The sequence below is a fragment of the Mycobacterium sp. NGS24 genome (assembly GCF_059813065.1).
This window is the reverse complement of record NZ_JCALDW010000007.1, coordinates 64,521-78,809: the sequence shown is the minus strand read 5'-3', so window position 1 is coordinate 78,809 and position 14,289 is coordinate 64,521. Positions and strand designations below refer to the sequence as shown.

At 63.8% G+C, this 14,289-nt stretch carries 10 protein-coding genes; 5 read left to right on the top strand and 5 right to left on the bottom strand.

Annotation, left to right across the window (positions count from 1 at the left end):
- Positions 1–9 precede the first annotated feature (9 nt).
- Positions 10–2,247 carry an NADP-dependent isocitrate dehydrogenase gene (locus tag AC5Y6Y_RS11875; protein WP_473138785.1) on the bottom strand — a complete coding sequence of 746 codons (2,238 nt, stop codon included), beginning with the start codon at positions 2,245–2,247 and terminating at the stop codon, positions 10–12.
- Positions 2,248–3,210: 963 nt separating this feature from the next.
- On the opposite strand from AC5Y6Y_RS11875, the gene AC5Y6Y_RS11870 reads away from it, so the two are divergent.
- From AC5Y6Y_RS11870 to AC5Y6Y_RS11850, 5 genes are all read left to right on the top strand, one after another.
- On the top strand, positions 3,211–5,853 hold the full coding sequence (locus tag AC5Y6Y_RS11870; RefSeq protein WP_473138786.1) for a cytochrome b5 domain-containing protein: 2,643 nt from the start codon (positions 3,211–3,213) through the stop codon (positions 5,851–5,853).
- Positions 5,840–7,192 carry an FAD-binding oxidoreductase gene (locus AC5Y6Y_RS11865; protein WP_473138787.1) on the top strand — a complete coding sequence of 451 codons (1,353 nt, stop codon included), beginning with the start codon at positions 5,840–5,842 and terminating at the stop codon, positions 7,190–7,192. Before AC5Y6Y_RS11870 ends, AC5Y6Y_RS11865 begins: the two co-directional genes overlap by 14 nt.
- Complete coding sequence (locus tag AC5Y6Y_RS11860) at positions 7,189–7,749, top strand: hypothetical protein (protein WP_463826411.1); 561 nt, start codon at positions 7,189–7,191, stop codon at positions 7,747–7,749. The genes AC5Y6Y_RS11865 and AC5Y6Y_RS11860 overlap by 4 nt, the downstream gene beginning before the upstream one ends.
- A 204-nt stretch (positions 7,750–7,953) precedes the next feature.
- Positions 7,954–8,913: a tRNA (adenosine(37)-N6)-dimethylallyltransferase MiaA gene (miaA, locus tag AC5Y6Y_RS11855; RefSeq protein ID WP_473138788.1), complete on the top strand. Its 960-nt coding sequence runs from the start codon at positions 7,954–7,956 to the stop codon at positions 8,911–8,913.
- Positions 8,914–8,955: 42 nt separating this feature from the next.
- On the top strand, positions 8,956–9,906 hold the full coding sequence (locus AC5Y6Y_RS11850) for an alpha/beta fold hydrolase (RefSeq protein WP_473138789.1): 951 nt from the start codon (positions 8,956–8,958) through the stop codon (positions 9,904–9,906).
- Here the strand turns inward: AC5Y6Y_RS11850 and AC5Y6Y_RS11845 are convergent.
- From AC5Y6Y_RS11845 to AC5Y6Y_RS11830, 4 genes are read right to left on the bottom strand one after another with little or no spacing between them, the layout of a single operon-like run.
- Positions 9,882–11,498, bottom strand: a complete 1,617-nt coding sequence (locus AC5Y6Y_RS11845) for an FAD-binding protein (RefSeq protein ID WP_473138790.1) — start codon at positions 11,496–11,498, stop codon at positions 9,882–9,884. The genes AC5Y6Y_RS11850 and AC5Y6Y_RS11845 overlap by 25 nt on opposite strands.
- 25 nt (positions 11,499–11,523) lie before the next feature.
- Complete coding sequence (locus AC5Y6Y_RS11840; RefSeq protein ID WP_473138791.1) at positions 11,524–12,171, bottom strand: hypothetical protein; 648 nt, start codon at positions 12,169–12,171, stop codon at positions 11,524–11,526.
- Positions 12,172–12,208: 37 nt separating this feature from the next.
- A complete protein-coding gene (locus AC5Y6Y_RS11835; protein ID WP_473138792.1) occupies positions 12,209–12,982 on the bottom strand; it encodes a PP2C family protein-serine/threonine phosphatase in 774 nt (257 codons plus the stop codon).
- A 57-nt stretch (positions 12,983–13,039) separates the two neighbouring features.
- Positions 13,040–14,287: a cytochrome P450 gene (locus AC5Y6Y_RS11830; protein WP_473138793.1), complete on the bottom strand. Its 1,248-nt coding sequence runs from the start codon at positions 14,285–14,287 to the stop codon at positions 13,040–13,042.
- Between the last annotated feature and the right edge of the window lie 2 nt (positions 14,288–14,289).

Below are 14,289 nucleotides of genomic sequence, written 5' to 3'. Positions count from 1 at the left end.
GGCCGGCGGTTACTCCCGGGCGTCGGACAACGCGTCGTTGAGCGTCTTGCTCGGCCGCATGATCGCTGCGGTCTTCTCCGCATCCGGGTAGTAATAGCCACCGATGTCGGCCTCTTTACCCTGAGCTTCGTTCAGCTCGGACACGATCTTGTCCTCGTTCTTGGCGAAGACCTCCGCGAGTTTGCCGAAGTGCTTCTTCAGGTCCTCGTCGTCGTCCTGATCGGCGAGCTCCTGCGCCCAGTACATCGCGAGGTAGAACTGGCTGCCCCGGTTGTCGAGTTCACCGGTCTTGCGCGACGGGCCCTTGTTGTTCTCCAACAGCTTGCCGATCGCGGCGTCCAGGGTCTTGCCCAGGATCTTGGCCCGCTCGTTGTCGGTCTTGATCCCGATGTCCTCGAAACACGCCCCCAGCGCCAGGAATTCACCCAGTGAGTCCCAGCGCAGGTGGTTCTCCTCCGTCAACTGGTGGACGTGTTTGGGTGCCGAGCCGCCCGCGCCGGTTTCGTACAACCCACCGCCCTTCATCAGCGGCACGATCGACAGCATCTTGGCGCTGGTGCCCAGCTCGAGGATCGGGAACAGGTCGGTGAGGTAGTCGCGCAGGATGTTGCCGGTGGCAGCGATGGTGTCCAAGCCTCTGATCAGGCGCTCGAGCGTGTATCGCATGGATCGCACCTGGGACATGATCTGGATGTCCAGACCTTCGGTGTCGTGATCCTTCAGATAGGTGTTGACCTTCTTGATCAACTCGTTCTCATGCGGACGGTAGGGGTCCAGCCAGAACAGCACCGGCATGCCGGAGTTACGTGCCCGGTTGACCGCGAGCTTGACCCAGTCGCGAATCGGCTCGTCCCGCACGATCGGCATGCGCCAGATGTCGCCTTCTTCGACGTTCTGGCTGAGCAGCACCTCGCCCGTTTCGAGGTCGACGATGTTGGCGACCCCGTCCTCGGGAATCTCGAACGTCTTGTCGTGCGAGCCGTACTCCTCAGCCTGCTGAGCCATCAGCCCCACGTTGGGGACAGTGCCCATGGTGACCGGATCGAACTGTCCGTTGGTCTTGCAGAAGTTGATGATCTCCTGGTAAATGCGGGAGAAGGTGGACTCGGGGTTGACCGCTTTGGTGTCCTTCTGCCGCCCGTCGGCGCCGTACATCTTGCCCCCGGCGCGGATCATCGCCGGCATTGACGCGTCGACGATCACGTCGCTGGGGGAATGGAAGTTGGAGATGCCCTTGGCCGAGTCGACCATCGCCAGCTCCGGCCGGTGTTCGTGGCAGGCGTGCAGATCCCGGATGATCTCGTCGTGCTGGGACGCGGGCAGCGACTCGATCTTGTCGTAGAGGTCGACCAGTCCGTTGTTGACGTTGACGCCCAGTTCGTCGAACAGCTCCTGGTGTTTGGCGAAGGCGTCCTTATAAAAGATGCGCACCGCATGCCCGAACACGATCGGGTGGCTGACTTTCATCATCGTCGCTTTGACGTGCAGGGAGAACATCACGCCTGTTTTGTGCGCGTCCTCCATCTGTTCTTCGTAGAACTCGCACAGCGCCTTCTTGCTCATGAACATGCTGTCGATCACGTCGCCGTCCTTCAGCGACACCTTGGGCTTGAGTTCGATGGTCTCGCCACTCTTGGTCTCCAGCACCATCTTCACGTCGCATGCGTGGTCCACCGTCATGGACTTCTCGCCGTGGTAGAAGTCGCCGTGCTTCATCGTCGCGACATGTGTGCGCGAGGCCATCGACCACTCGCCCATGCTGTGCGGATGCTTGCGCGCGTATTCCTTGACCGCCTTGGGTGCGCGACGGTCGGAATTACCCTCCCGCAGAACGGGGTTCACCGCGCTACCCAGGCAGTTGGCGTACTTGGCGCGGATCTCCTTTTCCTCGTCGGTCTTCGGGTTCTGCGGGAAGTCCGGAATCTTGTAGCCCTTGCTCTGCAGCTCCTTGACCGCTTTAACCAGCTGCGGCACCGAGGCACTGATGTTGGGCAGCTTGATGATGTTGGTGTCGGGATGCTGGGTCAGCTTGCCCAGCTCGGCCAAGTTGTCCGGAACGCGCTGGTCTTCGTCGAGTTCGTCGGGGAACTGGGCGAGGATGCGGGCCGCCAGCGAGATGTCACTGGTCTTGATCGTGATGCCGGCCGGCTCGGCGAACGCACGCACGATCGGCAGGAAGGCGTAGGTCGCCAGCAGAGGCGCCTCGTCGGTCAGCGTGTAGATGATGGTCGGCTGCTCGGCGCTCATGCGTGTTCTCCCGGCGTCAGTGTCGGACAGATTGTGAAAGGCTCAGTTCATCGTCAGCCACGTAACCGACCCTAACGTACGGGCGACTTCCGGGTCCGACCCCGACAGGGGACTCTAAGCGGCCACCGATGAACTTCGCGGCGGTGTATCGAGCCCGCGGCAGCAATGGCAGGTGCATCCGCTCGCGCCGCGGGCCGGACTGGGGCCGGGCGGGCCCACCTGGAACGCTGGTGCATTGCCCAAAAGACGGTGGCGCCAGCTCTTTTGGTGAAGTGCGCCGGCCTGGTCGGCGCAGCTGTCCAGATCGCGAAACATTCAGGCAATTCACGAGATCCGGTTGCGGTGATGTGGACCACATGTTTATAGTTCCGTCCGTCCCGCTCAGATTCAGCACCTGAGCCGGGGCCACCCCTCGCTCGAATCTCCCTCTAAAGGAGATCGAGACACGTCGGCATTCCCCGTAGGAAGGCCGATCCCAGCTGCAGCGTCGGCGTCGGTAACCGCTCTCAACGAGGGCCGACAGTCGAATTGCGCGTACTCGGCCCTCCCTGAAAAGGAGGCCCGGGATTTCTTCGCGAATTTCCTGCCTCTCTCCGGGGGACAGGTGTCCCGAAAACTTGCTATTCGTGGAAAGTGAGGTTATTCGGCCCTTGTCCAGAAAACAAATAACTCCGCAGGTCCGGCGGGCGTGGCGATAGGAAACGCTGCGTCAGATATGAAGAATCTATGAGTGTTCGCGGGACGACAGAACTTTGCGCCACTAAGTACTGGATACTCGAGCAATGCGGCACCCAATGAAGAGTTTCGCCCGGCAACCGACAGCGAGACGAGATATGCGGTCCCGCAGCAGAACTGGGTAGCAACACGCGCAGAAATAGTGCCTGACCTCGCGTTTGGCAAGCACCGATATCGAGCAGTTTTTACACCCGCTGGTCTCCACTGAGAGGTGTTATTGTGCCGCCCTTGACCCCTGTCGAATCATTGTTGAAAGACAGCGCGACCGATGTTTACGGCCACCGTGGATTTATCAGCCAGGACTACGAGTTTCTGCCCCGGGAACCGCTACCGCGATGTCTGCCTGCCCAATGGCGGGTTTGGGACGAATTCCTGGCTGAAATTCCTTCCTGGTATCGCGCCGGTCAGGTGTGCCGGAATTTGATGAGCCTGCCCGCGCTGGATCCCACTGGGCTGCCGGACAAGTATCTGGTTCGGGCGAACATGGTCCTGGGCGTCCTTGCCCTCGGGTTCAAATACTGCTGGCAGGAGATGGACGAAGGCAGTCAGCGTCTCCATGCGGGCACCCTGGTGCCTACCGTCGGCGACAGTGTGCTGGCGCCTGTGCAAGCGCAGGTGATGCAGCCTTGGCAGGCAGTGTGGCGGCGAATGGGACGGCATCGGTCCTGCGTGGAAAGTGACTTGTTTGTCGCCAACTTCGTGTGGGGCGGGGATGAACGCTACACACCCGAACGCGTCAGAGGCGACAGCTGCCGGTTGCTCGCGCCATTCTTTTTATCGAGGACCGAACACCAGTTCTGGTTTTCCGTCATCGAAATCTGCTCCCGTTTCCCCGGTGTCAGTGCTCCCTTGGCGATTCAACGCGCTATGCAAGCCGAAGATCATGCGGGTGTGGCAGGACAACTAGTCCGACTTGCGCGGATCTGGCAAACGCTGGTCGAGGAAGTGCTGGCCTCGGCCGACACCCGGGTCAGCGCGGTCGAGTGGGGAAATACCACCGCACGGTGGACAGCCGCGATGTCCGAAGGCGAGGAGGGCTTTTCGGGGCTGTTCGCGCCCGCCTGGCACGTCATGGACCAGCTGATCGGGCGCACCAAGTACACCTCGTTTCTCGGACAGATCATGACGAGAACACGTGCAATGCTGCCGCCCGCGTGGCGGGAATTGATTGCCGCCGTAGGTGATATGCCCGTGTCCGAGTACGTCGCGACGCATCGCGGGCGCTGCCCCGAACTCGACGAGGCCTACCACTTCCTGTGCGAGAGCTACGGGTATTTCTTCCAGTTGCACCACCGGAAAGTGTTCGCCTATTCCTACCAGGCGATTCTCAGTGGTCGGGAGAGAAGCAACGGGGGGATCGAAGGAAATGCCTCGACACCGGGGTGGGAACTGGCGAACCGCCACTTGCGGGTGAGTGCGGCCGAACGACTCAGCGGCTCGCGGCGTGCTCATGCCCATGTGCTTCCGGTGCAGACCGGTGGCTGCACCTCGCGATTGTGGAGGTTGCCGGTACGCGATCTGGGCTGGCTGCCCGGCGACCGCGCGGCCATCGGTATCGAGCACCGGGATGGAACGCGCGCAACGCTTCTGGCGAATTTTGTGCGCCGGGACCCGGGCGGCAACGAAACGATCTTCTGGGCTCCTGTGGTCGACGACATCGCGTCGATTCGCTTCGTAGAGCGCGAACCAGGTGCGTTCTGCCGGCCACCGAAACAACCTTCACCCGTCGTCATCTTCTCCGATGTCGACTGCCTTGGCATGGGGATAGCGCTCGGACAACACCAGAATGCCCGCGCCGCCGCAGTATGGCTGGAAGGGGCGAACGTCCCCGCTGAGCTGCGTGCTCTGGTGGACGGGGACATGACCTTGGTATCGCATCCGAACCTGGTTGGTCTCGTGCAGCAGCGCGCGGGCGAGTTGTTTCAGTTACTCGACGGCCCGGCGCACCTCTACGTGTTGGGCGACGCGGTGTTCGTGCGGCGCATTCACACCGCATTGCGTACGGCGATCGCCATGCATTCCGCTCTGGTGGACGACGCGTTCCGACGTCTACGCGAACAGCGGCGACTCCATTTTTGTGTGCAGCCGGCCACGGGCGCGCGGCCGGCCGTGGCGGCCCGCCTGTATCCGTGGGATGTCGCCACCGCAACGGACCCGCGTTGCCGGGTGCGGGTCATCTGTCGAAACAATGTCCTCGACATCACCGGGTTTCTGGCCATCCATATCGGCGGTGACACCATCTTGTCGATGCTGGCCGGGACCGACATCACCAAAGAATTCGAGATTGCGCACGGCTCGGCAGCCAAGACGCTCGGCATGCCCGACGTGTTCGTCGAAGGCGCAGTGGCGCCCATGCCCGAGTCACTGCAACCGCTGACCGCCTTTCTCTACAAAGTGGTCCGGTACACCAATGCATTTGTCGTCACCCAGACCGAGGTTCTCCGGAACAACGAGACCGACAGCTATGTGCAGGCGTGTGGTCTGTTGAGCGCACTTCAGCTCTGGCCCGAAGCGACGATGTGGGGCCAAGAACTGGCGCAATGTCTTGGAATCGACACTCCGCAGCAACACGTTCTGGAAAACCTGTGCAGCTCTCACCACAAGAACATGATTGCCTTCGTCAAGGACTGCCTGTCGGAGCCAACCGGTGTGGCGAACTGGGCGGACCGACTGTCCACCTGCGTTGCCACCTACGAAGATTACGGCCGGATGCTGACCCTGCACCTCTGCGACATATTGCGGGAGGCGTACTTCGAGGGCGCCGTCGCCGTCGGCAAAACCGCGCCCGACCATATCGACGATCTGACGCGGTACGCACAAATTCGGTTCGGCGCCCTCCGGCAGAGCAGGCCTGAGTATGACCGGTGTTGACCGGTTGCGCAGCAATCTCCGTGGCCGACTTCTGGTCAAGGGGGATGACGACTACCCCTCGGCGCGGCGCCTGTGGAACGGCCGTGTCGACAGACATCCCGCAATGATCGTCCAGTGCCGCGGCGTGTCTGACATCGTCGAGACGGTGCGGTTTGCCAACGCTCGGTCAACGCCGGTTGCCGTCCGCGCGGGCGGCCACGGCGTCGCCGGACACGCGATGATCGACGACGGCATCGTCATCGACCTGTCCGCTCTGAAAGGGATTGTCGTCCATCGCGAGGACAAGACCGCCTGGGCCCAGGCTGGTCTGCTCGGCAGCGAATTCGACCACGAGACTCAGCAATTCGGGCTGGCCACACCACTGGGCACCGTGTCGCACACCGGGATATCAGGACTCACGCTGGGGGGCGGTTATGGTTGGCTGTCCCGGCGCCACGGTCTGGCCTCGGACAACCTCCTGGCCGTCGACGTCGTGACGGCCCGTGGTGAATACCTACGCGCTGACCGCGAGAACCATCCCGATCTCTTCTGGGCCCTGCGCGGCGGTGGCGGTAACTTCGGGATCGCCACCTCCTTCCATTACCGATTGCACGAGGTCGGTCCCGAAGTATCAGGTGGCTCAATAACTTTCGGGATCGCCGACGCGAAGGCCGTCTTCGACTTCTACCGCGAGTTCACTGACCAGTGCAGTGACGATGTCACCATGTATCTCACTTTCATGCAGGTCGACGATCAACGCGTCTGCGTCCTGTCGCTGCTGTCCTACCTGCCTGCCACCGACCATGCACGGCTGGTCGCACGCGTGCGCGCACTGGGCACACCCCTGCGCGACGAGATCGGCAAGATCCGCTACTCCGAGTTGCAGAGCATGCTCGATGCGCATGTGCCCCACGGCAAGCACTACTACTGGCGGGCCGGATATCTGGGCGCGGGATCGCTGACCGCTGAGGCCGCCGCAACACTGCTGGATCAGGTGGACACCATCACCTCACCGCGCAGCCTGGTCTCGGTGGAACACGTAGGTGGTCGGATCAACCACCACGCTCCCAGCGACACCGCATTCCCGCACCGCAGCGCGACCTACAACCTGCTGATCTGCTCGGCCTGGGAGGAGCGGCAGCCGCCCGAGGAACATGTCAGCTACGCCGACGACTGCTGGCAGGCGATGTCGGGTCACATGCTGGGCAAATCGCTCTACCAGAACTATGGCAGCACGGATCCGCGCGCCGTCTACGCGTCCAACTACACCCGGCTCGCGCAGCTCAAACGTGAATACGATCCCGATCAACTGCTCACCGGCAACGGGTTGTTCGGTGCGGTCAAGAAAGGTGATTTGTGAACAAAGCCCCGTTTTACGTCGAGCTGGAAGCACAGCTGCGCGCTGCACTCAAGAAGGGCCTGGCAGACTTCCGGAACAGTAAATACTTCACCTATTGCAGTGAATACCATGACTTTCTCTGGGCCGACGACCGCTATACCTACACCCACCGCAAGCGCCTGCCCCATGCGCCCTACGAATTCGCCGCGCGATACGTCGGGATACCCATGATGAACCTCCTGCTCAAAATGGGCATCTACACCAACACCTGGTTCCCCGGCTATTACGACATCGAAGACGAGTTCGCCAACGGTCGTCAGCCGCCCAAACATCCCAGCGGGCGGGTCTCCCAGATGGTCCTCCTGCATAACACCCCTGCCGGGGTCGAGAAAATGTGCATGATCGAAATAACGTTCCAGATACTGCACACCGACATCGACGGCGACTTCGGCTTCAGGGAGCCCGCGATCTCGATCGTCGAGATCTATTCCGACGAGCCCGAAAAGTATGTGCACGCGGTCGCCGCAGACGACGAAATAGACGACTACCACCTGCTCGGTGAGTCGTGGGTCATCTGACATCGCAACCCGTTTGGAGAGGGTAAGGGGTCCGGATTTCCGGTAGCGCGAGGACCTGATCTTTTGCGAGACGGCCTGGCGATACGACCCATCCGATCCTTTTCTCATTTGGCGTGTGTGCGCTGCACGGAATAGCTGTCGTCGCAGGAAGGCCACTGGAATGCCGGTGCGAAGGAGCGAAAGTCCCGACGGGATGGAGCGAGCATGAGGCCGATGGCGATCATCGGACCCACAGGGACTGGCAAGTCCGAATTCGCTCTGCACATCGCCGAAAGACTCGGTGGCAAGTGTGCTGTGGAGGTGGTGAACGCGGAGGCACCCCGGCTGTATCGGGGCATGGACATCGGAACCGGGAAGTTGCCGTATGCCCAGCGCCGGAACATTCCGCATCACCAGATGGACGTCCTCGATATCACCGAAGCCGCCAGTGTCGAGAGGTATCAGCAGGCCGCCAAGGCCGATGTCGAAGCGATCCTCGCCCGGGGTGCGCTGCCGATACTTGTCGGCGGGTCGATGCTGTACGTCCAAGCGCTGCTTGATGATTGGAAGTTTCCCGATACCGACCAAGCGGTTCGCACCCGCTGGGAGCAGCGGTTGTCCGAGGTGGGACCCGCCGAATTGCACCTGGAGTTGGAACGCCGCGACCCTGCCGCAGCGGCCGCGATTCCGATTGCCGACACGCGTCGCACGGTACGCGCGCTGGAAGTGATCGAACTGACCGGCAAGCCGTTCTCGGCCCACGCGCCGCGCATCGGTAAGCCCCGCTGGGACACGGTCATCATCGGATTGGACTGTGACACCCGGAATCTGGATGAGCGGCTGGCCTTGCGCACCAAGCAGATGTTCGACCAAGGTCTGGTCGAAGAGGTGGTTTCGCTGCTGCGGCGCGGATTGGGCAAAAGTGTCACCGCCTCACGTGCCTTGGGTTACGCCCAGATCATCGCTACCTTGCGTGAGGGCGGCGATGCCAGCGCGTTACAGGAGGCCCAGCGCAGAACATCCCTGGCCACTCGTCGACATGTGCGCCGACAGCGGTCCTGGTTCCGGCGGGATCCCCGCGTGCACTGGCTCGACATCAGCGACGGGACCTTGTCCGGCCGTCAAGACACGATCGACGCCGCGTTGCGGACCTGGCAGGCGGGTCGGCCGGCACGATTCAACTGATCCGGGCGGCCGTATCACCCACCGGCGCGACACAATGTTTCGATGCGCATATCGCAGACCAGGCCGGGAATTGCGCGCCTCGCGGTGATCTCGGCGGTCGCCGCCCTGCTCGCCGGCTGCTCACATACCAGTCGCCCGACGATGCCGCCGCTGGCGCCCGGCGACATCGCCGGCCCGGTCGACATCGGCAATGGGCGACATCTGTATCTAGAGTGCCGCGGTCAGGGCACGCCGACGGTGATTCTGGAATCCGGATACCACAATTCGTCCGACCCGTGGAGCAAATCCGACGCCACCGCACCGGCGACCGGCCCGGCCGTGCTGCCCACCGTAGCCCGCGAACATCGCGTCTGCGCCTACGACCGGCCCGGCACGCTGCGCTATGCCGATCCCCCCGTCGTCGGCGACAGCAGTTCGCCGCTCCCGATGCCGCGCACCGCGCGCGACGTGGTCACCGACCTGCACGTGCTGCTCGACGCGGCGCACGTGCCGGGCCCGTACGTGCTCGCCGGGCATTCGCTGGGCGGTGTGTTCGCGCGGCTGTACGCCCAGACCTACCCGGAGCAGGTGCGGGCGGTGGTGTTCGTCGACGCGTTCGGGGTGGAGATACCCGACCTGATGGGGTCGGACTGGCCCGATTACCGGCGGGAGTTGGACACGCCACCCGCGCAACTGCGGGATGCCACGAACTTCGAGGAGATCGACATCGACGCCAGCGTCGCGCAGGTCGCCGCCGCTCCCGGTTTCCCGGCCATCCCGGTCGTGGTGTTGACCCGGACCGAGCCGTTTCTGATACCGCCGGACCTCGCCGGGGACAAAGCAGCCAAGCTCGAACAGGCCTGGCGGGACGCCACGTCGACATTGATCGCGCTGCGACCACAGACGCCGCACCTGGTGGCGACGGGAAGTGACCACTTCGTTCAGATCCACCAGCCGGATTTGGTTGCGGCCGGTATCGAGCTGGCGATTCAGCGGTCGGCCACCAACCGCTGAGTGGCGGCGTGGGAACCGGCGCGACGGCCACCGAACACGCAGTCGGCCAACGACAAGCCGCTGACGTAGGAATTCGAGCAGACGCCGGTCGCTGTGCGTCCCGCGCTGTACAGCCCGGGAATCGCCGCGCCTGTCCCGTCGAGTACCGCGCCGGTGCCCTCGTCGATGCGGATGCCGCCGAGGGTGAGCATCGGAGTGGGGTTGAGCAGGTTGGGCCGGATGGAGATATTCAGCAGCCGGTAGGGCGGCTCACCGATGCGGCGCACAAAGTCGGAATGCTTCCCGGCTGGGTCTTCTCGGCCGGCGTCGATGGCATCGTTGTGCGCGGCGACGGTGGCCACCAGCCCGTCGGCATCGATCCCGGCCGCGTGCGCGACCTCGCGCAACGAGGCGCCCTTGACCGAGTCGAACAGCATCAGCGCCGCGGACTGACCGCGCTGAAACCACAGCGGCTGCTTGATCATCTGGCGCCGCGCCTCTTTCATCAGCGCCGCGTCGACCAGGATCCAGCCCTTGGCATTGTGGTCTCGCACCATGGCGCGACCCAACGCCGCGCCGTAGCGGCTCTCGTCGATGATTCGCCGCCCGTGTTCGTCGACGATGATGGCACTGAGGAAAGCGCTTGGCGGCGTGATGAATCGCCACGCCGAGATGTTGTCCATCCGTTCGGTCACCGCTCCGACGCTCTGGGCCAGCGCGATCCCGCTGCCGTCGTCACCGCTGGTGCCTAGCTGCAGTCCACACAGGTACTGCGGCGCGAACCGCTGCACCCAGTCTCGGTTAGCCATGTAGCCGCCCGCGCAGAGGATCACGCCGCGCCGAGCTTCGATCAGAACTGTTCTGGCATAACGTCGTTCGAGCTTGCGCAGCCGTCGTTCCATTGCGGTCCGTAGCGGCGGGTAGTACACCCCGGGTTTGGTCGACAGATCCGCCAGTTGGGCATACAACCGGCGGACGCGGGGCGGCGCGTAATGCATCGTCATCGCTTCCACCCCGGTGACCCGACCAGCGGAGTTCTGCACCAGCTTCGTCACCCTGGTCTGCGGGTGGAATCGAACACCGAGTGCCAGTGCCGATTTGGCTAACGGGCCATACATTTTCTTGCCGGAGGTGCCGTTGCCCTTGACGCGGTGCCCGCGCTGCACGGGTGGGGTTACCCGGCGGAACGCACCGGCGTTCTCACTGCCCGAGTGATACAGGTAGTAGTGGTTGTTCGGGTAAGAGGTCTTGTACGGGCATAACGTGGAGTCGAACGGCACGCCGTAATCGGTCAGCCACTGGATCATTTCGGGGCTGCCGTGGACGAATGATTCCAGGGTCTGCGGGCTGACCGCGTCGCCGACTTCGAGGCGCAGGTAGGTCAGCATCTGCTCGAAGGTGTCGCTGACCCCGGCCTGCTGCTGGACCCAGGTCTCGCCGCCGGCATAGATGATGCCCCCTGACATCGCGGTCGAGCCGCCGCCGTTGGCACGGTCGACGGCGACGACTTCGGCGCCCTGTTCGCGGGCGGCGATGGCTGCGCACGTTCCTGCCGCACCGAAACCGACCACTACGACGTCAGCGGAATCAACGAACCGCTCGTCATCAGCCATTGCTGCCATCCCGGTTATGTCTGGGTTACCTGGGTTCGACTGTAATCCGAAGGGCCGCTGCGGGACTGGGGCCGATCGCGTTGTGGGCGGCGTCGGTCCTAGTGACGTGGACAGCGCCGTCACCCTTGCCGACGGTGAAGTCCTGCTGCGCGTCGAGCTGCAACTCGAACTGATAGTTGATGATCTGCCCGGCCTTGATCCCGAACGGCGGGGCGAATGTCTGCAGGATGAAGTCCATCCCGCCCGCTTCCCGGTTGTACGGGGCCGCGACCCATTGCTTGGTGTTCGGGTCCAGCATGCGCAGCGACCCGAGTGGCATCATGTGCTGTTCGGGTGAGCCACACCCGCAGTGACCCAGTGACACCACCAACCCGACCTGAGTCATATCAGTCGGTGTCGTGTTGAGCAGCGCGAGGTTGAAGGACAGCGGCGGTCCGCCCGGCGTGACGGTTGTACCTGCTTGCGGCGCAAGGGTTATGGACAGGCCGTCCGCTGTTCCGTGCCGCCCGGGACCGTCGGGGGCCGACGTGGTGGCCTGAGTGGTCGTAGTGGCTGACGTGGTGGTCGTGGTGGTGGTGGTGGGAGTTGGCCGGTCCGGTGTTGAGCAGCCGCTGAAGGCCGCGGCCAGTGCGGCTACAACGGCGATGACCGCGAAACGATCTTTGCTGGCCATTCGTGTCCCCTTCCCCGGCCGGACTCCGTGGGCAACGCTATTGATCGTCGTCCGGAATATTGACAACTAACGCGGTGATGTTGTCCGGCCCGCCCGCTTGGTTGGCGGCATCGATCATTGCCGCACACGCGTCGGCGGGTTCGGGGTGCGATGCCAGGATCTGGCGCAGCGACGCGTCAGCGAGGACACTGTGTAACCCGTCGCTGGACAACAGGATCCGGTCGCCGGGCCGCAGATCCACCTCGGAGGTCTCGGGCAACGGGCGCGGCAGCATCGCCACATGCCGGGTCAGCGTCGCACGGGAGGGGTGGTGCTCGGCGTCCTCGACCGATACCTTGCCCGCGTCGATCAGATCCTGGATCACGCTGTGGTCGTGCGTCAGTTGTTGTATCTGCTGGTCGCGGAACAGGTAGGCCCGGCTGTCCCCGAGGTGGACGAGTAGCGCGCGGGACCCCGCGATCACCACGGCCACTACCGTCGTGTTGGCTCCGACGGCACGAGGGTCGGTGGCTGCGAATGCGCGAAAGTCGTTGCAGTAGTCGGTTACTGCGCTGCCCAGTGACTCCGCCGTGGCATCATCGGCCGGCTTCAGGTGCCGGGCGACGTAGGTGGGCAACAACTCGACGATCAGGTGCGCGGCCAGCGCGCCGTCGCTGCTGCACGCCACACCGTCGGCAACCATGAACAGGGACTGATCCGGGTCGGCTCCCCAGTGGTCCTGATTGGTGCCGCGCAGCCGGCCGATATCACTGAGACCCGCGTGCTGGATCGCCGTCACTGGGCGCCGTTGCGATGCCTTTGAGTCATGCACCGCTCCTTCTCGGACAGCCCCCGGGATACTGGCTCAGCACGATACCGGGTTCGTCGTCTACGTCGCACGCCCCCTGTCGAATTCGATGGGCAGGGCGATGGGTCCCCCCAGCGCGTTCACCGGTTTCCAAGGAGCGGGACCGGTGCGGCGGGCGTTGGGCATGCGTCGGGTCATGACCGACAGGGCTTCGGTCAACTCGAGCCGGGCGAGATTGGCGCCGAGACAGTAGTGCATACCGCCGCCGAAAGTCTGAATCGGCGGGGCGCCTGCCCGGCGGATGTCGAGACGGTCCGGGTCGTCGCAGGCGGCGGGATCCCGGTTGGCTGCGCCGGTGTTGACGATGACTATCGTGCCGGCGGGAATTCGTACTCCGGCGAGTTCGACGTCCTGGCCGGCGATGCGCAGCGTGACGAACGTCATCGGTGAGTGGCGGATGAGCTCGTGGACGGCGTTGACGGCCAGCTCCGGTTGCCGGCCGAGCAGTTCCCACTGGTCGGGGTGCTCGCACAGCACCTGCACCGCGGCGGACAGCTGAAGACGAGTGGTGTCGGTGCCGGCCATGAGCAGCGAGGCGACCATACTGCGCAGCTCGTCCCCGCTGAGGCGGTCGCCTGGAGAGCCGGGGTCTTCGGCGCGGATCAGCTCCGAGAGGAGGTCGTCGGTCAGGGTGTGGCGGCGCCGCGCGATCATCTCGTCGATATAGGCGTCTAGAGCTTCCCAGGCCTGCAGGATCATGGGTGTCTGGCTCGCGGCGTCCCAGCCGAAGGCCTCCATGATGTGGTCGGTCCAGTCCGAGATCAATTCCCAGTCCTCCGGCGGTGCGCCGACCAGCGCGCAGATCACCCGGATGGGGAATTGGCGGGCAATGTCGGTGACCACGTCGCAGCGACCGTCCGCAGTGACGCCGTCGACCAAACCGGTGATGATGTCGACGATCGTCGTGCGCAGCCGCGCGGTCGACTTGGGGCTGAAGGCCTTGCTGACCAGCCGTCTCAGCCGGTGGTGTTGCTCGCCGTCGATGCAGATGATGAGTGCGGCCACGCGGTCCCAGAGCGGGCCGGACGTAATGCCCTGTGCCGCAAGGAACATGCCCTGCGGCACGCGGAAGCGGGGGTCGCGCAACGCGGTGTGCACCAGGTCATAGCTCAGCAGCTCGGGCCCGTAGGGTCCGATCGCGATCGGTGCCCTCACACGGGCCCGGCTGATGATCGCGTGCGCATCATCGGGGTGTTGGGCGTCGGCGTAGTCAATCGCCGGTAGCCCGGCCTCGAAGACGCTGGGGCAGTTGCTGAGTGTGGTGGTCATGG

What these genes read in the sequence shown, in the direction of transcription:
- AC5Y6Y_RS11840 (WP_473138791.1), bottom strand. Translation starts at nt 12,171, where the DNA reads ATGGCCAGCAAAGATCGTTTCGCGGTCATCGCCGTTGTAGCCGCACTG.
- AC5Y6Y_RS11865 (WP_473138787.1), top strand. Translation starts at nt 5,840, where the DNA reads ATGACCGGTGTTGACCGGTTGCGCAGCAATCTCCGTGGCCGACTTCTG.
- AC5Y6Y_RS11850 (WP_473138789.1), top strand. Translation starts at nt 8,956, where the DNA reads ATGCGCATATCGCAGACCAGGCCGGGAATTGCGCGCCTCGCGGTGATC.
- AC5Y6Y_RS11845 (WP_473138790.1), bottom strand. Translation starts at nt 11,498, where the DNA reads ATGGCTGATGACGAGCGGTTCGTTGATTCCGCTGACGTCGTAGTGGTC.
- AC5Y6Y_RS11875 (WP_473138785.1), bottom strand. Translation starts at nt 2,247, where the DNA reads ATGAGCGCCGAGCAGCCGACCATCATCTACACGCTGACCGACGAGGCG.
- AC5Y6Y_RS11830 (WP_473138793.1), bottom strand. Translation starts at nt 14,287, where the DNA reads ATGACCACCACACTCAGCAACTGCCCCAGCGTCTTCGAGGCCGGGCTA.
- miaA (WP_473138788.1), top strand. Translation starts at nt 7,954, where the DNA reads ATGAGGCCGATGGCGATCATCGGACCCACAGGGACTGGCAAGTCCGAA.